Origin of the sequence: Methylophaga sulfidovorans (genome assembly GCF_900114205.1) — a bacterium.
GTDB lineage: Bacteria > Pseudomonadota > Gammaproteobacteria > Nitrosococcales > Methylophagaceae > Methylophaga > Methylophaga sulfidovorans.
Genome location: NZ_FOSH01000010.1, coordinates 25,963 through 45,802, shown reverse-complemented (window position 1 = coordinate 45,802; position 19,840 = coordinate 25,963). Strand labels below are relative to the sequence as shown.

The following is a 19,840-nucleotide window of genomic DNA, read 5'->3' as shown; positions in this document are numbered from 1 at the left end:
CACTAATGGCAGTTACTGACAAACAAAGACGTTATCTCAAAGGGCTTGCCCATACTCTAAAACCGGTTGTTATGATTGGTAACAGTGGTTTAACTGATTCAGTTCTGGTCGAAATTGATAATGCACTGGAACATCACGAGCTGATCAAGGTCCGAGTAAGTGGTCAAGAACGCGCAGATAGAAAGGCCATGCTAGATAAAATTGCAGAAGAAAGTGGCGCAGATCTGGTTCAAGTGATCGGACATATTGGCGGATTTTATCGCCCATCAAAAAAAGCTCTCATCCAACTACCAAGGTGATTTTATGATTCAAAAACCAGCAGACACAGCTCAAGCTATAGAAAAAGTGATGGCAGAACGTTGGAGTGGTCGTGCCTATGATCCCACCGTTATGGTGACACCGGAAGAAATCACTGCTCTTTGTGAAGCTGCCCGCTGGGCTCCTTCTTGTTTTGGAGACGAGCCATGGCGTTATCTGGTTTGCGATAAAAACACTGACCGCGAAGCGTGGGAAAAACTGTTATCAGCACTTGTTCCTGGCAATCAGGAATGGGCAAAAAATGCACCCGTATTAATTTTGGCTGCTTCAGCACCCACTTTCAGCCAGAACGATAAACCCAACCGCTGGTCAGGCTATGACACTGGTGCTGCAAGTATCAGTCTCTGTTTACAAGCTACATCGATGGGCTTAATGAGCCATCAAATGGGTGGCTTTGATGATAAAAAAATCCGCGAGGCGTTTTCTATTGCTGATGATATCCACATGTGGTCAGTGATTGCCATTGGTCATCAGGCTGCATTAGACAATCTGACTGAAGAACAATTAGAAAGAGAACTATCCCCTCGCCAACGTCGACCACTTGAACAAACATTTTTTCTTAATAATTGGTCAGAAAAGTAAAATAATAATGTTATCGGAGAGAAAACCATGAAAATACTGCTGCCTATATTGGGTCTATTATTGATATCGACCAGTGCATCTGCATACGAACAAGTCTATCTGGATAGATTATTGAAATCGTTACAGTGTAATTTTTGTAATTTGAGTGACGCTGATCTGACAGATCATGATTTAAAAGGTGCTGATATGAGTGAAGCCAATCTCAAAGGCATTAATCTGACTAATGCTAAATTACATGGGGTTTGGTTTACGCATTCAAGAATGCAGGGAGCCATTCTTGAGGGTGCCGATGTCACTAATGCACTGATGGATTACACGGAATTAGCTGGTGCTAATCTCAGAAACACCAATCTATCAGGCAGTCAGCTTATTTTTGCAAATTTGACTGATGCGGATTTAACAGGTGCTACCTTGAAAGGTGCAGAACTTCGCGGTGTCATCTTCTGTAATACCATCATGCCGGACGGTGAAATAAACAACAGTGGATGTCAATAAAAACAGGATCTAAGTCATCATTTTTCAAACAGCCTGATTCAGGCTGTTTTTTTATGCAGTTATGCGGAGGAATTCGCTAGTGATATATATCAGATATCTTTTATTAGCTATTTTGTTAACACCACTAGTATCTCAAGCAACCCCCAGTAAGATTGAACTTGTTAACGGTGATACGCTGACTGCTGATATCGTCTCCGAAACTGATGATACCCTGAAGCTTAATCATCCCCTGCTCGGTGTCATGATTATTCCTCGTTCTCGCATTAAAAGCCTGGTTTCATCGACAGATACAGAGCCAACACCTCCGCTGCCACAAGCAAAACCGGAAGTGCAGCATGTTGATACCGATGATGGCTTATTTGGTACAGGACTTTACACCAACTGGAAACGAAGACTGGATCTGGGGCTTGGTGGTACTGCAGGAAAATCCAGTACCAATCAGCTCAATATCGGCTTTAATGCTGATTATGAGTCAAAACAAATGCGTACATCCCACAAAACAGCTTTCTTCCGCGCAGAATCTGACCATGAGTTATCTGCACAAAGTTTTTTTACCTCAATGAACCGTGACTGGTTGCGCCCGGATTCACCTTGGTTCCAGTTTGCTGGTGGCCGCTTTGATCTGGATAAATTCAAAGACTGGGACTACCGTGCCAACGCCAACGCTGGTTTTGGTTATGAATTTGTTAATACTGACTCATGGCTATTTCTTGGTAGAAGTGGTTTAGGTTTTAACAGAACCTTTGGTGGCGAAGAACAAGATTTCACACCTGAAGCCATGTTGGGCATCGAAACTAAATGGGATATGAACCAATACCAGCATGTTGAATTTTCCAACACCTACTACCCTAGTCTGAATGATCGAGACTACCGAAACTTAACCTCACTTGACTGGATTCTTGATTTAAATAGCTTTGTCGGTGTGGCACTCAAACTCGGTGTTACCAATGAATATGATTCTACAGTGCATGACGATACCGATCCGAATGACTTTAAATATACTGTCTCATTAGCCTGGAAGCTGTAGAATACCTCTCTTTTTGCTATAAAAATCTTGTGAATAATTCTGAGCAGAACCTAACTCAACTCATCCAATCTTCTATGCTGACAGACAGACACCGTCTTCAACGTCAGTGGCAGCAACTACAAAAAAATAAAGCCAACGCCGCGGCGATTGAGCAGTTTACACAGCGAGTATTGAAATCCGTTGAGCGTGCTCAAACACGTCTTAAGAATATTCCGAAACCAGACTTCAGCGCCGATTTACCCGTTATTGAACGCCGTAATGATGTAGCGAAAGCTATTCAGGATAATCAGGTCATTATTCTTTGTGGTGAAACCGGTTCTGGGAAAACAACACAATTACCTAAAATCTGTCTGGACTTGGGCCGTGGCGTCACAGGGCTGATTGGACATACACAACCACGTCGTATTGCCGCCAGAACCGTTGCAACACGTATTGCTGAAGAACTCGGTTCAGAACTTGGGCAAACCGTGGGTTATAAAGTCCGTTTTCATGATCAGGTAAATGCCGAAAACAGTTATATCAAGCTGATGACCGATGGCATTTTGCTGGCAGAAACACAAAATGACCGCTTTCTGAATCAATATGACACGCTGATTATCGATGAGGCGCATGAACGCAGCCTCAATATCGATTTTTTATTGGGTTATATCAAGCAGCTTTTACCCAAGCGCCCCGACTTAAAAGTCATTATCACCTCAGCAACCATTGATACTGAGCGCTTCTCCAAACATTTTGATAATGCGCCGGTAATTGAAGTCAGTGGCCGTACCTATCCGGTAGAAGTTCGCTATCGACCTCTTCTGACCACCGATGAAGACTCACCTGATTACGATATGGTATCGGGCATCGTTGCCGGTGTAGATGAACTTTGTCGGGAAGGTCCTGGTGATATCCTTATTTTTCTTGCCGGTGAACGTGATATTCGTGATGTGTCAGAAGCATTACGTAAGCACCATCCGCCGCAAACTCAAATTCTGCCTCTATTTGCCAGACAATCAGCAGCAGAGCAAAACCGTGTATTTAAAACCGGTGGGCAAAGACGCATTATTTTGTCGACTAATGTCGCGGAAACATCATTAACCGTACCCGGCATCCGTTACGTTGTTGATCCAGGCAATGCCCGCATCAGTCGTTACAGTGTGCGTAACAAGGTGCAACGACTGCCAATAGAAAAGATTTCTCAGTCTAGTGCTAATCAGCGTTCAGGTCGTTGTGGTCGTGTTGCGGCAGGTATTTGTATTCGTCTATACGATGAAGATGATTTTAATAATCGTCCGGCCTTCACCGATCCTGAAGTGTTACGCACCAACCTCGCCTCTGTCATTTTGCAAATGTCAGCATTGAAATTAGGTAACCCGGCGAAATTTCCTTTCATTAATCCGCCACCACAGAAAATGATTAATGATGGTTATCGCCTGTTAGATGAACTCGGTGCTGTAGATAAACAACGTAATATCACTGAGGTGGGCAGACAGCTATCTAAGCTTCCCATTGATCCCAAAATTGCCAGAATGTTACTAGCTGGTGCAGAACAAAACAGCCTTACTGAAGTACTTATTATTGCCAGTGCCTTAAGTATCCAGGATCCGCGTGAAAGACCGATGGATAAACAGCAGGCTGCAGATGAGGCGCATTCTAAATATAAAGACGAACGTTCTGATTTTATTGCATTTATAAAGTTATGGAATCATTATCACGATAAGAAAAAACATCTTAGTCAGAATAAGCTGAGAAAATATTGTAAAGAACAGTTTCTGTCATTTTTGAGGCTTCGTGAATGGCATGACATTCACCAACAATTACATATTCAACTCGCTGAGCTTGGTCTCAAATTCAATCAACAGGAAGCCAGTTACGATAGTATCCATCGTGCTTTACTTGCTGGTTTGCTCAGTCATATCGCCACAAAAACAGATAAGTTTGAATACACCGGTGGTCGCAATTTAAAGTTACAAATATTTCCAGGTTCGGCCTTACATAAAAAAGGGCCGAAATGGATTATGGCAGCAGAATTGGTTGAAACCGGTAAGCTCTACGCCAGGATTGTTGCCAAAATCGAACCCGAATGGATTGAACCGATTGCCGGGGATTTAGTACGTCGTCAATATTCAGATCCACATTGGGAAAAAAAGCCTGCTCAGGTTGTTGCCTTTGAATCTGTATCGCTCAATGGTCTGCCAATCGTTAACCGTCGACGTATACATTACGGCCCTATTGATCCGCCCGTTGCCAATGAAATTTTTATTCGTTCGGCACTGGTCGAAGGAGACTGGCATTGTCAGGCAAAGTTTTTCCAACATAATCGCCGTTTAATCGACGAAATTGAGCTTCTTGAACAAAAGTCACGTCGCCGCGATGTACTGGTGGATGACGATACCCTATTTGATTTTTATCGAAAGAAAGTACCCGACAACATTATTAATGGTGCCGGTTTCGAAAAGTGGCGTAAGCAGGCAGAAAAGAAAGATCCCTTATTATTGATGCTCAGCAAAGAAGTGCTTATGCAGCATCAGGCCGAACAGGTTACTGCTGATCAGTTCCCGGATCAGATTCTGATAAATCGCGTCCCTCTACCTCTTGAATATCATTTTGAACCAGGTAAAGCTGAAGATGGCATCACACAAACGATTCCATTATCACTATTGAACCAAACCAGTAGTGAACGCTATGAATGGTTAGTGCCAGGATTATTGCGTGAAAAAGTCATTTTCCTGATTAAAGCCTTACCTAAATCGTTACGCCGTCATTTTATCCCGGTTCCTCAATACGCAGATCAATGCATAAAAGCCATGTCCACTGCATCAGGTGCTTTATTACCGGCTCTGAGTGAACAATTAAGAAAGCTCACTGGTGTTGAAATTGATATTTCAGACTGGCGCACCGATGAACTGCCTCTCTATCTACAAATGAATTTTAAGCTGGTTGATGATCAGGGAGAGTTGCTTGATGAAAGTCGTGATTTGGATAAGCTTAAAGAAAACTGGGCTCGTGAAGCAGCGGCCAGTTTCAGACAAATTCCAGATAGTGACTATGAAAAGAGAGGACTGACGTCCTGGTCATTTGACACCTTACCAGAGCAAATTACACTTGAACAAAACGGTTTAGAAGTCACTGCTTATCCAGCGCTTGTCGACAAAGGGGATTGCGTCGATTTAACGTTGATGGATACAAAAGCGCAGGCAGTAGAGTTAACACGTTACGGGCTGCGTCGTCTCTTTATGCTAAACCAGGCAGATGCAGTCAAGTATTTACACAAAAACCTGCCTGATATAAAACAGATGTGTCTGCATTATGCCAACGTACCGCCTTCGCCATACACTGAACATACACAAAAAGATATGACGCCTTGTGAGCAGCTGAAAACAGATCTGATCCATGTGGCATTTGATCGCTGTTTTATTATTGATCAGCCTGCTATCACTGATAAAAATACATTTGAACAGCGTATAACAGAAAGAAAAAGTGATTTGATTAATCTGGCTGCCAAACTGGCTCAGAATATTGCCAAACCGCTTGCTGAATATCATGCCATTGCTAAGCGCTTAACAGGCAATATTCCACTGGCTGCCATTAACTCGGTGAATGACATTAAACAACAATTAGGCTTTCTGATTTATCAGGGCTTTGTCCATGACACGCCTGATGAAGCATTAAAACGCTTGCCAGTATATTGTCAGGCAGCCGGTATACGACTTGACCGATTATTAACCGATCCCAATAAAGACAAGCAACGTATGGCAGAAGTCATGCCACATTGGCAAAAGTTTATTAACAAGGTCAATAAAATCGAAACGGCTGATTTTAAAGAGTACCGCTGGATGCTAGAGGAATTTCGCATTTCCATCTTTGCTCAGGAACTTAAAACAGCCTACCCCATTTCAGCCAAGCGTTTGGAAAAACAATGGCAACAATGTTGATTCTATTTTAAACAACCCAGGCTTCGGGACGACCGATGTTATATCCCTGAACAAAATCAACGCCAATATGTTGAAGGCTGATGAGGGTTGCTTCATCTTCAACAAACTCTGCTACCGTTTTAAGCCCTAATACCTGGCCGATACCATTAATAGAGTTAACGATTTCAAGATTAACCGAGTTTTCTACACAATCTTTGACAAACATTCCGTCAATTTTAAGAAAATCAATCGGTAACTGTTTCAGGTATGCAAACGAAGACAGACCGCTGCCAAAATCATCCAACGCAAATAAGCAGCCAACTTTTCTCAGCTCATTAATAAAATAAAGTGCACTGTGCATATTTGAGATGGCTGCAGTTTCTGTAATTTCGAAACAAATCACCGCACCTGAATCCACTAAATTTGCCGAGAGAATTAACTCGATGATTTTGTCATAAAACCTTGTATCACCAAGTGATTGACCTGATAAATTAATACCATAAACGCCACTGACATCCCGTCCTGCCTTTCGCGCCTCATCAAGGCGTGATAATACATGGCTTACTGTCCACATATCGATAGATGCAGCCAGGTTATATCGCTCTGCTGCAGGGAGAAAATGCCCAGGAGGAATAATTGAGCCATCGTCATCCAGCATTCTTATCAGTAGCTCACAATGCGGTAAGGTGCTGTTTTTCTTCTGAGTAGCGGCAATCGGTTGACTGAACAAAATCAGCTTATCATTACTTAAGGCTTGCTGAATTCTAGAAACCCAACGCATTTCCCCACTGCGTTGAACCAGTTCTTTATCGCTATCACTAAACACATGCAGTCGGTCTCTACCGGCTTCTTTAGCAGCATAACAGGCATTATCCGCCTGTTTAAAAATCTCGGTCATCGTACTATCGGGTCTGATATTCACCATGCCGATACTGATAGAGGATATGAACAGCAAATCATTATCAACAAACTCAAACCGTCTAATCTTCTCCATGACACGGTTAAGCTTTTCTTTAGCCTGTTCGGGTGATGTGTCAATTAATACAGCGGCAAACTCATCACCACTTAACCGGGCTAAAATATCAGATGGTTGTAATTCGCATTTGATGATATGTGCTATCTGAGTCAGCAGTTTATCCCCTGCTTTATGCCCGCAGGTATCATTAATGACCTTAAACTGATCAACATCGATATAGCAAAAGATATGATTTAGGGAATGTGTATCCTGAAGTAGTAACTGTAAGTGCTTCTCAATGGCGAATCTATTCGGAAGCCCGGTCAGTGTGTCATGTAAAGCGAGATGCTGGAGATCTTCAGAAAGTGATTTTTGCTCAGTAATGTCTTGTGCGTGGATGACAAGATAGTCGACTTTGTTATTCGTATTTCTGACTGCAGAAACTGTGCCTATGAGCCATAGAGGGCGATTATCGCGACTCAAACATCTTTTTGTAATCTGATATTGCTGCAAATCACCGTCAATGAGTCTATAAAAATCGTGACTGGCCTCATCGCATTCATCTTCATGCAGTAGCAGTGACATATTCATACCTTTGAATTCTGTCTTGCTATAAGCAAATAGCTTACAAGCGGCTTTATTTGCATCCAGTATGATTAAACCTGCCGACATTAGAAATATTGGAAAGCCTGCATTTTCAAAGGTTTGCGTTAGAAAAATTTCTTTCTTTTGTAGTGTTTCCACTAACTGTGTCTGTGATTCATTGACACTAGTCAAGTGACTGATTAAATGTCTGTTTTCGTGGCGTAACTGCAAACTTTCGATAACACTTGCATGCAAATTTCTGAACAACATCGTGCAGGCGATCATATAGGTGACAAGCGTTAGCGCTTCTACCTCAAGACCGACATTGAACATCGCCAGAATAACGCAAATAAGCATTGGGTAGACATAAGAGATAAAACTTAGAAAGCTACTCAACATTGAGTAAATAGCACCAGAGCATAGGCCAGCAACCACTAATGGAATAATAAGCTGATGATTAAATTGCGCTTCGCCATCAAATGCAAACCCCAGACTTCCCCAAGCCAGACCTGAAAGAAATACACCAGCTGCATATATTTTTTCACAGCGTGAGACAATGCTTGGCTTATTACGATGTTTAGAAAAGTATATGTTGAGGTATTTGACTAACAACAGTCGAAGAAGAATAGCCAGAAAGATGACTGTACCCCAAAGATGTAATAACTTGACGTCATTATAGGAGTATAGTGCGATGAGGGTTAATACCAGAATAACGATATTTGTTACACAGGCAATGCTCCCTTGTTGCAACAAAATACCTACACGTATTTTGTTTATTTCAATTTGCTGAACGCCAGGTTCTACATCACTTTGGCTAACCGTTTTCAACACGATTCCTGAATTGTAAAAGTTATTTAAATATTTGAACTACGTCACACGACGGCACAGTAAACCACAATTTATAAGATATACCTGTGAGATAGTTCACGAGAATGCGAAAAACTGATATCTAAAATTAGAGAATTCATTCAGGACTAGTTCAGTTTCGCTTTGCTATCGTTAAATCTTGAATAGATAAGAAGAATCAGTGTTTCATAAAAATTTCTAGTTCGTAAATATGAAACATTGAATGAGTTTTGGCGATTAATAACATTAATTCCTGTTTGAGAACACAGCCGTTAGAGCATTATTAAAACATCAATATAATTAAAAATGACCTAAATCAAGGCATACAAATAAAGCATAGTTGATCATACCAGTGCTAATGCCTGGCATATAAGGATTTAAGAGAGAAATATGCAAAGAAACATAATCAATCGTCATGTCAGACGCACCTCGTTAGTAGCTCTGACCATGAAAGACAGCATACGATATCTTATGACATCAGTTGCTGTTATATGTTCTTTTACTTCTGCACTTTTCCTCCCATTACCACTGCTTGCCGACGGAAGACCTTATACAGTTAAACAAAATAATAAAGTAGATTCAGATACCTTTATTGGTTATAAGGTCTACAGAACATGGTGCGCTCGTTGTCATGGCACCTTTGGTCAAGGCTTAGCAGCCAGTGACCTCACTAAAACATTAAAGAACACGGATCGTGATGATTTTTTTAAGATCGTTGCCAGAGGGAAAAAAGGCCGTATCGGTGTAATGCCAGCCTGGCAATCAAATGATAATGTAATGAAAAACAGGGACAGAATTTATAGTTACCTGAGAGCCAGAGCAGATGGTGCTCTGGGAGCTGTAACACCTGAGTTAATAGACTAATGTCAGTATTTATGAAAGAACATTTCTGCCCGATCCCCCCGCAATATACCTATATTATTGAGATAGTAAGGCACAGTTATGTATAAAGTCCTGTTACTTCTATTACTGACTAATTTAAGTTTTTCTGCCTTGGCAGACGACAACCTCCCCTATGAGCAAGAACCTGGAAATAATATAAATGAAATCACCTTGCCGCTCTCTGATCACACGGCAGCCGAGCTTGCCAAAGTGGAGACTGGTGGCAAAGTACTTTCTGTTGATGAAGAACACTACGGCAATAAAATTATTTTTCGTGTTAAAGTGCTGCATAACGACGGTAAGGTGAAAATTCATCGCTTTGACCGTGACTCTGGCCACTCTGTTCCATGAGGTTGCATGCGCGTATTATTAGTAGAAGATGAGAAGCATCTTCGCGAACAAATTACTCAACAATTAAAACAACATAATCTCACCGTCGATGCAGTTGCTGATGGTGATGAAGGCCTGTTTATGGGAACAGAATATCCCTATGACGTCGCCATTATTGATTTAGGTTTGCCTAAACTTTCCGGTATTGAGCTTATTCAAGCCTTACGAAAACAAGGTTTTGATTACCCTATTCTGATATTGACTGCACGTAGTCGCTGGCAAGATAAAGTGGAAGGCCTTGAATCAGGTGCGGATGATTACCTTGTCAAACCATTTCATTTTGAAGAGCTTATCGCCCGTATTAATGCGCTTAGTCGTCGTGCTTCCGGTTGGTCTAATCCAACGCTAAGCTGTGGTCCAATTACGCTGAAACCATCGACTCAAGAAGTCACCAAAAATGATCAGTTGATCGAACTCACCGCATACGAATATCGTCTGCTTCATTATTTATTACTGCATGCCGGTGAGGTTATTTCTAAAACAGAACTCACTGATCATATCTACGAACAAGATCAAGATCGTGACAGTAATGTCATTGAGGTATTTGTAAAACGCTTACGTAGTAAGCTGGATCCAGACAAACAGCTGAATCCGATAGAAACATTACGTGGCCGTGGTTACAGGCTTAACCTGCCCCGTGAAAGTCATTAATTTTTCCTTATCAAACCGTGTCCTTGTTGCTGTCAGTCTTGTTTTAACGGCATTTCTTGGCATATCTGCTATCAGTCTGAATAATGCATTTAAAAGCAGTGCCGAACTGGAGCAGAAGAAACGTTTAAAAAACTACGTTTATACACTGCTTACAGCAGCAGAAATTAATGATAAAGGTGAGTTAAAAATGACTCACGATTTGGCTGAACCTAAATTTTCTATTCCTAATTCCGGACTGTACGCACAAATAACCAGTGATGGAAAAATTGTCTGGCAATCCCCTTCTGCTATTGGGCATTTTTTATCATTACCCTTTCAGCCCGGACCATCAAATGAACATTACACAGTGGTAGATGTTGATTCAGGCATGAAATTACAAAATCTGGCTTTCGGCATTGTATGGGAAACAGAAACGGGTAAAGAGCTTGACTACACTATCAATGTAGCTGAAGACATGTCGACAATTAAAGAGACAACTGCCAGTTTTCAACGCAGTTTGTGGTATTGGCTTGGCGGAACTGGTTTGATGCTGCTGTTAGCACAATGGTTAATTTTGAAATGGAGTTTGAGACCACTACATGATGTAGCCAAGGATTTACATGCGATTGAAACAGGTGAACATCAGCGTTTAAATGATGAATACCCGCGTGAACTCAAACAACTGACTACTAATATCAACGCACTTTTGGACCATGAACAGTCCCGCCGCCAACGCTATAAGAACTCCCTCGCCGATCTTGCCCACAGTCTCAAGACACCTTTATCCGTTTTCCGTGGTGAACTGGCGAATAATCACGAGTTAGATAGCCTGAAAAAAACAGGATACGAACAGCTAGATAGGATCAGTACCCTGGTCGATTATCAGCTCCAGCGTGCATCAACCGAAGGCAAAAGTAGTCTGCTTGCTCCAGTATCGCTCGGCGAAATCATACATAAAATTATTGGCAGCCTTGATAAAGTTTATAAAAACAAAAACATACATGCCCAATGTGAGATTGAACGTGATGCATATATTCATGCTGATGAAGGCGATATGTATGAACTTTTGGGCAATTTACTGGAAAATGCATACAAATATTGTAAACAATATGTACATGTTATCGCCACAAGCTCAAAAACAATGGTGAACATCCGTGTAGAAGATGATGGAGCAGGTATTCCGACCCGTGCAGAAAGCTACATCATCAAACGCGGACATCGAATTGATACGCAAGCTGAAGGCCAAGGTATTGGCCTTGCTATTGTCAGCGATATTATTATGGCTTATGAAGGTAATATTCACCTTGAACGCAGCCGCTTAGGCGGCGCAAGTTTTATTATTGAACTACCACGAACTTAATTTTGTTGCTGCGATTGTAAGTACTGGAATAACTGCCTTGCCGACTTTGGTGGTTTTTCTTGTTTCGCTTCACGTTGTGCATTTCTGACTAACTGTCTGACATGCTGAACATCAAAAGCATCAAATTCAGCAATTAATTCACCATAGACCTCATTTTCACCTGCCAGCAATCTATCGCGCCATTGCTCCAGTTGGTGAAATTGTTTTACCTGTCCTTGATGCGGCTGTTTTAATTGCTGTAATTTTTGGCTTATCGCTTCATGGTCACTTTCAGCAATCATGCCGCCAATATAACCAACCTGACGTTTTAAGGCGCCTTTACTCATCGATTGTGCACTGATAATCGCATCATAAAGATCTTCAGATAAGTCTAATTTCTGCAAGTCTTTGGCTGATAGATCGATAAGAGTGCGACCTAAGTCTTTTAGCGCATTAAGCTCTTGTTTTATTTGTGTTTTACTTTTTTCAAATTCCCAATCAGCTGGCCACTCTGCATCCTGATTATCTTCAAAATCTGACATAAACTTTATTCACCTATTATCGTCACAATAATGCGACGGCGTTGTTGATGGGTGCGATGCTCCCACAAATATATACCTTGCCAAATCCCCAAATCACACTGTGAACCACTCACGGGAATAGTGAGGTCCGGATTAGTCAAAACCGTGCGGATATGGGCACTCATATCATCTGGCCCTTCGTCCTGATGCCTGAACATCGGATCACCATCCGGTACTAACTGTTGCATAAATGTCTCAAGGTCATGACGTACATCAGGATCAGCGTTTTCACAGAGCATTAGTGAGGCACTGGTGTGTTGGACAAATACATGACAAGTCCCCGTCGTTATCCCGGACTCAGCAACGAGTTCTTGTATATCACGGGTGATATTAGTGGTACCACGCCCCAGACTTTTAAATGTTAATGTACGCTGAAAAACCATTAGCTAAGACCTGCTTCGAAAAACGAGTTGGCTTTACCGCTATCAAGAATAGTTCTGACATAATCTGCGGCTTCGCGCTGAGACTCAATTAACTCACAATGCCACAGTACGATAGCGGCAGCATAGACCAGACTATCGTATGCCGGGCCATGTACACCTGCTAAAGCTTGCAGCCCTTCATCAAGTGTTCGTTGAGCAGTCACAGCATCATCCGTCTTAACCCCACGAGTATCTTGTTCAATACCAAAATCTTCTGGTTTAAGTGTACAGGCTTCTAAGTTGCCATTAAGCAGCCGATGATTATTGGATGGTTCACGTAATGTCGGGACTAATCCACCTTCCAAACCTCTGGCAATAAACGCTGAGTGATAACCAGATGCCTCAGCAAGCCAACCAAGAATGTCCGGATATTCTTTATGTACAAAGCCAATGCCCAAATGTGTCTGCTTTCTTGCTTTCAAAGGCATAATCATTTTTTCTAATGTCGCCAGACTCGGACGTTTGATCATTTGAGTGCGTAGTGTTTGTAATGCAAATAATGCAGGACTTGCCTGAGCTTGATCTAAATAGGCCCAGCCAATCTGCTTATTCATTACGTCTGCAGCGGCTTCGGCTGTCGACTTTTCAATATTATAACCAGCCAGCGATAAGACCTGAGCATGGGTGACACCAAATTTGGGACCCATTTCAAAAACGCCTTGTGACATTGCAGGTAATCCACAGGAGGCCAGAACGGCTGGTAAAAAAGCTGTCATAGGACAATGACGATTAAAACCATTAAACGGATCGGAAAAAATAAATAATTGATCCACATCCACTGACTGGCTGATCGTCATTGACTGGCATGCTCTGAGAATGCCTACATTTTCCTCATTGGTCTCACGTTTCATTCGCATCGCAATGAAAAATATCGCTGCCCGAACAGGATCTGCCTTACCAGACAAAATCTCCATCATGACATCAAATGCTTCCTGTTCAGTGAGATCTTTACTGAGGTGAGGTCCAGTAGCGACTTTTTTAATAGCGTCTGCAAGTGCTGTCATTATTATTCCTGTGTTAGCCATTGCTGTAATGTTGCTTCGTCCACTACGTCGATTCCAAGTGATTCAGCTTTTGTCAGTTTCGAACCGGCATCAGCGCCAGAAACAACATAATCTGTTTTTTTCGACACACTGCCAGCAACTTTTGCACCTAAAGCTAATAATTTTTCTTTAGCTTCACTGCGGGATAATGTCTGTAATGTACCGGTTAAAACGATGGTCTTACCACTTAAGGCTGTATTCGTTTGTTTTTTCTCTTCAGCTGGCCAGTGAATCCCTTTACCCAACAGTCGCTGAATGACTTCGCGATTATGTGTTTGCTGAAAAAACGTTTCAATATGATGAGCTACCACAGGGCCCACATCTTCAATCTCCATTAGGCTTTCTGAAGATGCCTGCATAAGTTCTTCCAGGCTGACATAAGTCAATGCCAAAGCACGAGCTGTTGCTTCACCTACTTCCCGAATCCCAAGGGCATAGAGAAAGCGTTGAAACCGTGTTGATTTCGCTGCATTCAATGCATTTACCAGGTTTTCAGCAGATTTTTGTCCCATCCGATCCAGATTGGCGATAGTTTTAACATCTAATGAAAACAAGTCAGCAACATCTTTGATATGTCCCGCATCGACTAGTTGTTCAACCAACTTATCGCCGAGACCATCGATATCTAAGGCTTTTCTTGAAGCAAAATGTTTGATCGCTTCTTTACGTTGTGCGGCACAGAATAAGCCACCACTACAGCGTGATACCGCCTCACCCTCTTCGCGTTCCACATCTGAACCGCAAATAGGACAAGCAGTCGGCATCACAAACTCACGCGCATCATCAGGACGCTTTGTGATAATTGTTTTCACGACTTCAGGAATTACATCACCGGCGCGACGAACAATAACGGTGTCGCCGATACGCACGTCTTTACGACGTATTTCATCCTCATTGTGAAGTGTGGCATTGGACACTGTCACACCACCAACAAATACCGGTTTCAAGCGGGCAACTGGGGTCAAAGCGCCAGTACGACCAACCTGAATCTCAATATCTTCAACCGTAGTCATTTCTTCTTGTGCAGGAAATTTATAGGCGATAGCCCAACGTGGCGCCCGCGAGACAAAGCCAAGTCGTTCCTGCAATATGGTGTCATCGACTTTAAACACTACACCGTCGATATCATACTCAAGACTATCACGACGTTGTGCCAGGTCATCAATATACTGCTGACAGGCTTCTAAGCCATCTAATACTTTAAGTTCAGGGGAAATTCGACATCCCCACTCTGCTATTAAACTCATCGCAGCAGAATGACTCGCTGGACGAGAAATGCCTTCAATTACGCCTATTCCGTAACAATAAATTTCCAACGGTCTGGATGCAGTTATCTTCGAATCAAGTTGTCTTAATGATCCTGCTGCCGCATTTCTTGGGTTCACAAACGGTTTTTTATTATTCGCCAACTGAGACTGATTTAATTTTTCAAATCCGGCTTTGGGCATAAAAATTTCACCACGGATCTCAACAACCGCAGGGATATGTTCGCCTTGTAACTTTAATGGTACAGAGTTTATGGTGCGAACATTAACAGTCACATCCTCACCTGTTGAGCCATCGCCGCGAGTTGCTGCCTGTACTAAGACGCCATTCTCATAACGAATACTGATAGCAAGACCATCAAGTTTGGGCTCAGCTGCATAGGTTTGTTGTTGATTGGTATTTAACCAGTCACGAACACGTTTATCGAAAGCAGTTAATTCCTGCTGATCAAAGACATTATCTAAAGACAACATTGGAATGGCATGCTGTACTTCATCAAACTTATCCAGTGCCTGGCCGCCTACACGCTGTGTAGGTGAATCGGCAGATAATAGTTCTGGGTAGTCGCTCTCTATCGTTTGCAATTCACGGAATAAGCGATCATATTCCGCATCGGGTACTTCAGGATTATCGAGTACGTAGTACTGATAGCTGTAATGATTGAGAAGATCACGTAATTCTGCAGCACGCTGCTTAATATCAATTGAAATAGTCATTCGACAGATGATCACTTTCGGCTTGGACGGACTTTTGGTATTCAAATATTTTGGTACGCATCGACTCAATGGCTTCATCACTCACTGGTTGACGAGTTTCGTCACAAAGCACGCCATCCAGTGATTGCGTCATGTTTTTAGCCGTATCCAATAGATCATCAAACAATGCCAAACCATTAATAGGCGCGGGTAATCGCGCAAAGATAAGTAAGCCAGGTGTCGACATGGAAACAAACTTATCGGGCAAAAGTGTGCCGGGATCAATGATATTAGCAACGCTGAATAACGACTGCTTCCGTGAGCCTTGAGTAAAACGGTGGTAGATCTGCATATCACCAAAATGTAAGTCCTGTGTTTCCAGAGCCGATTTTACCGCTTTACCTGAAAACATCGTGCCTGAATCAGCCATGATGGTAAACGCAATCACCATATCCCAGTCTTGAGCTGGCGCAAGTTCTGGCTTGGCTTTTTTAGTCGGTTTTTCTTGTTCTTGTGTTTGAACTGGTGGAGTTAAATCGACATGGTCATCTTCTATTTGTGATGATGGTTCATCAAACAAATCAATGTCTACCTCACTGGATTCAGTTTCACTAAATGATGAAGTAGAACGAGGTGTTTGCTCTTGTAATTCTTGCTCAAAAAGGGCATCAAAGCGTTCATTAAATTCTTCATCTTCAGCATTGTGAAGATCCAGTTCACGCTCAAACTCTTTGGCACGTTGTTGGCTTTTATGGTTGGCATACCAACTAGCTGCAACAAACGCGATGACGATAACAATAATGAGGATAATTATTTCTGACACTTAATATAATCTTTCACTTAAGAGATAATAGTCGTTTATTTTATTACTTCAGAGAGCATCCATGTCTACACAGCCAAGCAAACAATTAGAAACTTTCGATAATGCAACACCGGAGCGCGATTATACCATTCACATCGAAACATCTGAATTTACCTGTCTGTGTCCAAAGACTGGACAGCCCGATTTTGCCACAATCAAACTCGACTATGTGCCAGATGAAAAATGCGTTGAATTAAAAGCTTTCAAACTATATATGTGGTCATACCGTGACCAAGGCGCATTTCATGAGAAAGTGACCAACACTATCCTTGATGATTTGGTTGCAGCATGTCAGCCAAGATTTATGCGTATTACAGGCATATTTAATGTCCGTGGTGGTGTTTATACCACTGTGGTTGCGGAATATCGTAAAGAAGGCTGGGTTGCTCCAGAACCTGTTACCCTTCCATAGGAATGTTTATCCAGCGGTATCGGTCTTTACTGATACCGCTTTTGTCATACACTTTAATCTAAACCATCTAATCGTCGTGAAGCTATTTTTGCGACACTGAATGAGGCAATTATGCGAAAAATGATTCAAGGCGCACGTTACTTAATTCAGGGATTCAGCCTAATCAATCAGCCAGGCATCAGACCTTTTGCCTATTTACCCATGCTGATTAATACCCTGTTATTCAGTGGCGCTATCTGGTTTGGTTTATCGCATTTTAATGGTTGGCTTGACGCATTAATGCCGAGCTCACTACCGGCATGGTTAGAAAGTATTCTGACCTGGATTATCTGGCCGCTTTTTGTGATTTTGCTGGCCTTGATTGTCTTTTTTACTTTTTCCATTATCGCCAATATTCTTGCAGCCCCATTTAACGGCATTCTCGCTGAGATGGTTGAAAAACAGGAATCAGGTACCAGTCCACCGGATATGCCGTGGACACAAGTCATCAAAGACACACCCAAAATGGTGATGAACGAACTGCGCAAAACAGCATATTTATTGCGTTGGATGCTGCCTTTATTATTGTTATCGTGGATTCCGGGCCTGAACCTTATCGCCCCGGTTTTATGGTTTTTCTTATCAAGTTGGACCTTAGCACTCGATTATCATGATTACCCGATGGGAAATCATTTATTAGGTTTTAAAGAACAACGTGAGAAACTTCGTCAGCACCGCAGTCTGGCACTGGGGTTTGGTTTTGCCACATTAATCGCGACCATGATTCCTATTGTTAACTTTTTGGTCATTCCGGCTGCCGTGGCAGGTGCAACCAAGTTGTATATAGAAAATCTAAAATCCTAATCAGGAATGTTGCTGTACTAATTCATCCAATAGGGCTTCAATATCCCACTCACATGAGCCACAGCCCGACACTGCGCCTGTTTTACGGGAAATAGTATCAATATCCACAATCCCCTGTTCAAACAGGCTTTCTATTTTGCTGCGGGTTGTCCCGCTACAATCACAGATGACTTCATCCAGACGTGTCTGGCTATCATCACTCATATTTCTACCCTTCACCTTTATATGATTGCTGTCTATGCCATATGTTAATTAATTGATTTTACTGAGAGCCATATTCACGATTAGCCACAACGCTGCCAAAAATAAAATAACAGACATAATTCGATAACTTTTTTGTAAAACAGCAATATGCTGTTGCACATGTTTAGCAAGAAAGACATAAACTAATTTTACCGAAGCTACCGCAATTGCTGTAGTAATTAACAACATCAGTAATGAAGATAATGTGATATCGCTACTGCCCAGATAAATGGGCAATATGCCAAGATAAAACATAATCGCTTTAGTATCGACTATCGTTAAAGTGAAGCCAGCCAGAAAGCTTGCCCATGTATTGCATTCTTTGCGTGTTGCAATAACGGTATTACTTTGACGAGTTTGCCAAAGCTGATAGCTGAACAGTATTAAGATCATAATCGCCATTATTTGTAATAGCCACCAATACTGTTCGAGCCATATGGCCACGAATGTCAGTCCAAAAATCGCTAGTAACAGATAAAGTAAATCTGCCAGCACAATTCCCAAACTGACCATAGTGCCCTGTTTAACACCGCCAGATAAAGTGCGTGAGACAACCAGCATAACGCTTATGCTTGGCAAAGCTGCCATTGCAGCAAGCATTAAAAATAAGCCGATACCGTCAGAGAATGTCATTGCTGGCTAATTAAGATAAACATAAAAAAGCCCCGATGGTATATCGAGGCTTATTCATGATTAGAGTTATTAACTTATGGGGTCAAGTTAATGCTGGTTCCGAACAAGCCAACTAAACCAATAATAATCAGGTAAATCGCAACGATATAACTTAACAGACGTGGTACCAGAAGAATTAAAATCCCGGCAATTAGTGAAATCAGTGGGGTTAGAGCTAAAGTCATATTTCTCTCCTTTTATTGGAACGAATGAGTATGCCTGTAGAGGCTATTCACTGGCAACTTCCGCTGAATCATCAGCTAATAACCAGCCCTGCTCAGTAGCAAATTTAATATTCTCACTAAGCCATTGATGGAGTTCCGGGAAATCATCAGCAATAAATGCGTGAGCTTTTTTTACTTGAGAAGCTTTAATCTGATGTAACTTCCATGTTTTACCTTGAGCGGCAATATTCAATAAGAAAGGTAAAAGCCTATCTACCGCTTTCATTAATTTTGCTTCAATACTGTCACCAAACTCCTGCTCATCCCATACGCTAAGTAAATTCTGAATATGATTACCTTTGTGTTCTGAAAACCGCTTTACGCATTGTCTTTCAGCTTCATTAGCCGTTTTTCTTTCCGTTGAATAAAGAAACGTATCACCGGCATCAACTTCACCTAAATCATGCACAAGCGCATATTGCAGTAATTTCGCCATATCGACATTTAACTGAAAATGCTCAGCAATATTCCAGCAAGCCATAGCAAGATGCCAGGAATGCTCAGCTGAGTTTTCCAGACGTTCACCACCACTAATATAACTACGGCGATTAATATGTTTTAAGGCATCCAATTCCAGTAAAAAATCGGTCATCTGACGTATATTCGTCATTAATCCACCTGTTTATTCATTA

General features: G+C 41.9%; 21 protein-coding genes. 11 read left to right on the top strand and 10 right to left on the bottom strand.

Going from position 1 to position 19,840, the window contains the following annotated elements:
- Positions 1-5: 5 nt before the first annotated feature.
- The 5 genes from yhbY (at position 6) to hrpA (ending at position 6,339) form a co-directional block, all read left to right on the top strand.
- The gene (gene yhbY, locus BM232_RS09625) at positions 6-299 is read left to right on the top strand and encodes a ribosome assembly RNA-binding protein YhbY (protein WP_091714002.1); all 294 of its coding nucleotides are present in this window, start codon (positions 6-8) and stop codon (positions 297-299) included.
- 4 nt (positions 300-303) lie between these two features.
- On the top strand, positions 304-900 hold the full coding sequence (locus BM232_RS09620; protein ID WP_091714001.1) for a nitroreductase family protein: 597 nt from the start codon (positions 304-306) through the stop codon (positions 898-900).
- A 27-nt stretch (positions 901-927) separates the two neighbouring features.
- Entirely contained in the window at positions 928-1,395 is a 468-nt protein-coding gene (locus BM232_RS09615; RefSeq protein WP_091713999.1) for a pentapeptide repeat-containing protein, read from the top strand.
- A gap of 79 nt (positions 1,396-1,474) precedes the next feature.
- Positions 1,475-2,422, top strand: a complete 948-nt coding sequence (locus BM232_RS09610) for a DUF481 domain-containing protein (RefSeq protein ID WP_091713996.1) — start codon at positions 1,475-1,477, stop codon at positions 2,420-2,422.
- A gap of 29 nt (positions 2,423-2,451) precedes the next feature.
- The gene (hrpA, locus tag BM232_RS09605) at positions 2,452-6,339 is read left to right on the top strand and encodes an ATP-dependent RNA helicase HrpA (RefSeq protein WP_091713993.1); all 3,888 of its coding nucleotides are present in this window, start codon (positions 2,452-2,454) and stop codon (positions 6,337-6,339) included.
- A gap of 7 nt (positions 6,340-6,346) precedes the next feature.
- Here the strand turns inward: hrpA and BM232_RS09600 are convergent, their stop codons facing one another.
- The gene (locus tag BM232_RS09600; RefSeq protein WP_091713990.1) at positions 6,347-8,686 is read right to left on the bottom strand and encodes a putative bifunctional diguanylate cyclase/phosphodiesterase; all 2,340 of its coding nucleotides are present in this window, start codon (positions 8,684-8,686) and stop codon (positions 6,347-6,349) included.
- Positions 8,687-9,094: 408 nt separating this feature from the next.
- Here BM232_RS09600 and BM232_RS09595 point away from each other — a divergent pair, with 408 nt between their 5' ends.
- From BM232_RS09595 to BM232_RS09580, 4 genes are all read left to right on the top strand, one after another.
- On the top strand, positions 9,095-9,568 hold the full coding sequence (locus BM232_RS09595) for a c-type cytochrome (RefSeq protein ID WP_245752880.1): 474 nt from the start codon (positions 9,095-9,097) through the stop codon (positions 9,566-9,568).
- A 78-nt stretch (positions 9,569-9,646) separates the two neighbouring features.
- Entirely contained in the window at positions 9,647-9,937 is a 291-nt protein-coding gene (locus BM232_RS09590) for a PepSY domain-containing protein (protein WP_091713988.1), read from the top strand.
- A 6-nt stretch (positions 9,938-9,943) separates the two neighbouring features.
- Positions 9,944-10,627: a response regulator transcription factor gene (locus tag BM232_RS09585; protein WP_091713985.1), complete on the top strand. Its 684-nt coding sequence runs from the start codon at positions 9,944-9,946 to the stop codon at positions 10,625-10,627.
- The gene (locus BM232_RS09580) at positions 10,614-11,966 is read left to right on the top strand and encodes an ATP-binding protein (RefSeq protein WP_091713983.1); all 1,353 of its coding nucleotides are present in this window, start codon (positions 10,614-10,616) and stop codon (positions 11,964-11,966) included. Before BM232_RS09585 ends, BM232_RS09580 begins: the two co-directional genes overlap by 14 nt.
- On the opposite strand, the gene yjgA is transcribed toward BM232_RS09580, so the two are convergent.
- Genes yjgA through BM232_RS09555 form a run of 5 tightly spaced genes read right to left on the bottom strand, consistent with a single transcriptional unit; the run spans position 11,963 to position 16,775 of the window.
- Positions 11,963-12,487, bottom strand: a complete 525-nt coding sequence (yjgA, locus tag BM232_RS09575) for a ribosome biogenesis factor YjgA (RefSeq protein WP_091713980.1) — start codon at positions 12,485-12,487, stop codon at positions 11,963-11,965. The genes BM232_RS09580 and yjgA overlap by 4 nt on opposite strands.
- A gap of 5 nt (positions 12,488-12,492) precedes the next feature.
- Entirely contained in the window at positions 12,493-12,909 is a 417-nt protein-coding gene (locus tag BM232_RS09570) for a secondary thiamine-phosphate synthase enzyme YjbQ (protein ID WP_091713978.1), read from the bottom strand.
- Positions 12,909-13,952 (bottom strand): anthranilate phosphoribosyltransferase, encoded by a 1,044-nt coding sequence (locus BM232_RS09565; RefSeq protein ID WP_091713975.1) that lies wholly within the window; start codon positions 13,950-13,952, stop codon positions 12,909-12,911. Before BM232_RS09565 ends, BM232_RS09570 begins: the two co-directional genes overlap by 1 nt.
- 2 nt (positions 13,953-13,954) lie before the next feature.
- On the bottom strand, positions 13,955-15,973 hold the full coding sequence (gene ligA / locus BM232_RS09560) for an NAD-dependent DNA ligase LigA (RefSeq protein ID WP_091713972.1): 2,019 nt from the start codon (positions 15,971-15,973) through the stop codon (positions 13,955-13,957).
- A complete protein-coding gene (locus tag BM232_RS09555; RefSeq protein ID WP_091713969.1) occupies positions 15,957-16,775 on the bottom strand; it encodes a cell division protein ZipA C-terminal FtsZ-binding domain-containing protein in 819 nt (272 codons plus the stop codon). Before BM232_RS09555 ends, ligA begins: the two co-directional genes overlap by 17 nt.
- A 61-nt stretch (positions 16,776-16,836) precedes the next feature.
- On the opposite strand from BM232_RS09555, the gene queF reads away from it, so the two are divergent.
- Together queF and cysZ are read left to right on the top strand one after the other, a co-directional pair.
- Positions 16,837-17,226 (top strand): preQ(1) synthase, encoded by a 390-nt coding sequence (gene queF, locus BM232_RS09550; protein ID WP_091713966.1) that lies wholly within the window; start codon positions 16,837-16,839, stop codon positions 17,224-17,226.
- Positions 17,227-17,337: 111 nt separating this feature from the next.
- Entirely contained in the window at positions 17,338-18,069 is a 732-nt protein-coding gene (gene cysZ, locus BM232_RS09545) for a sulfate transporter CysZ (RefSeq protein WP_091713964.1), read from the top strand.
- On the opposite strand, the gene BM232_RS09540 is transcribed toward cysZ, so the two are convergent.
- From BM232_RS09540 to BM232_RS09525, 4 genes are all read right to left on the bottom strand, one after another.
- A complete protein-coding gene (locus BM232_RS09540) occupies positions 18,070-18,273 on the bottom strand; it encodes a (2Fe-2S)-binding protein (protein ID WP_091713962.1) in 204 nt (67 codons plus the stop codon).
- Between the two features lie 48 nt (positions 18,274-18,321).
- Complete coding sequence (locus BM232_RS09535; protein WP_091713959.1) at positions 18,322-18,945, bottom strand: LysE family translocator; 624 nt, start codon at positions 18,943-18,945, stop codon at positions 18,322-18,324.
- Positions 18,946-19,019: 74 nt separating this feature from the next.
- On the bottom strand, positions 19,020-19,169 hold the full coding sequence (locus BM232_RS09530) for a DUF3096 domain-containing protein (protein ID WP_091713957.1): 150 nt from the start codon (positions 19,167-19,169) through the stop codon (positions 19,020-19,022).
- Positions 19,170-19,212: 43 nt separating this feature from the next.
- On the bottom strand, positions 19,213-19,818 hold the full coding sequence (locus BM232_RS09525) for an HD domain-containing protein (RefSeq protein WP_091713955.1): 606 nt from the start codon (positions 19,816-19,818) through the stop codon (positions 19,213-19,215).
- Between the last annotated feature and the right edge of the window lie 22 nt (positions 19,819-19,840).

Excerpts from the sequence above, each read along its gene's own strand:
- yhbY (WP_091714002.1), top strand. The coding sequence starts at position 6 with ATGGCAGTTACTGACAAACAAAGACGTTATCTCAAAGGGCTTGCCCAT.
- BM232_RS09620 (WP_091714001.1), top strand. The coding sequence starts at position 304 with ATGATTCAAAAACCAGCAGACACAGCTCAAGCTATAGAAAAAGTGATG.
- BM232_RS09615 (WP_091713999.1), top strand. The coding sequence starts at position 928 with ATGAAAATACTGCTGCCTATATTGGGTCTATTATTGATATCGACCAGT.
- BM232_RS09595 (WP_245752880.1), top strand. The coding sequence starts at position 9,095 with ATGCAAAGAAACATAATCAATCGTCATGTCAGACGCACCTCGTTAGTA.
- BM232_RS09590 (WP_091713988.1), top strand. The coding sequence starts at position 9,647 with ATGTATAAAGTCCTGTTACTTCTATTACTGACTAATTTAAGTTTTTCT.
- BM232_RS09585 (WP_091713985.1), top strand. The coding sequence starts at position 9,944 with ATGCGCGTATTATTAGTAGAAGATGAGAAGCATCTTCGCGAACAAATT.
- yjgA (WP_091713980.1), bottom strand. The coding sequence starts at position 12,487 with ATGTCAGATTTTGAAGATAATCAGGATGCAGAGTGGCCAGCTGATTGG.
- BM232_RS09570 (WP_091713978.1), bottom strand. The coding sequence starts at position 12,909 with ATGGTTTTTCAGCGTACATTAACATTTAAAAGTCTGGGGCGTGGTACC.
- BM232_RS09565 (WP_091713975.1), bottom strand. The coding sequence starts at position 13,952 with ATGACAGCACTTGCAGACGCTATTAAAAAAGTCGCTACTGGACCTCAC.
- ligA (WP_091713972.1), bottom strand. The coding sequence starts at position 15,973 with ATGACTATTTCAATTGATATTAAGCAGCGTGCTGCAGAATTACGTGAT.
- queF (WP_091713966.1), top strand. The coding sequence starts at position 16,837 with ATGTCTACACAGCCAAGCAAACAATTAGAAACTTTCGATAATGCAACA.
- cysZ (WP_091713964.1), top strand. The coding sequence starts at position 17,338 with ATGCGAAAAATGATTCAAGGCGCACGTTACTTAATTCAGGGATTCAGC.
- BM232_RS09540 (WP_091713962.1), bottom strand. The coding sequence starts at position 18,273 with ATGAGTGATGATAGCCAGACACGTCTGGATGAAGTCATCTGTGATTGT.
- BM232_RS09535 (WP_091713959.1), bottom strand. The coding sequence starts at position 18,945 with ATGACATTCTCTGACGGTATCGGCTTATTTTTAATGCTTGCTGCAATG.
- BM232_RS09530 (WP_091713957.1), bottom strand. The coding sequence starts at position 19,169 with ATGACTTTAGCTCTAACCCCACTGATTTCACTAATTGCCGGGATTTTA.
- BM232_RS09525 (WP_091713955.1), bottom strand. The coding sequence starts at position 19,818 with ATGACGAATATACGTCAGATGACCGATTTTTTACTGGAATTGGATGCC.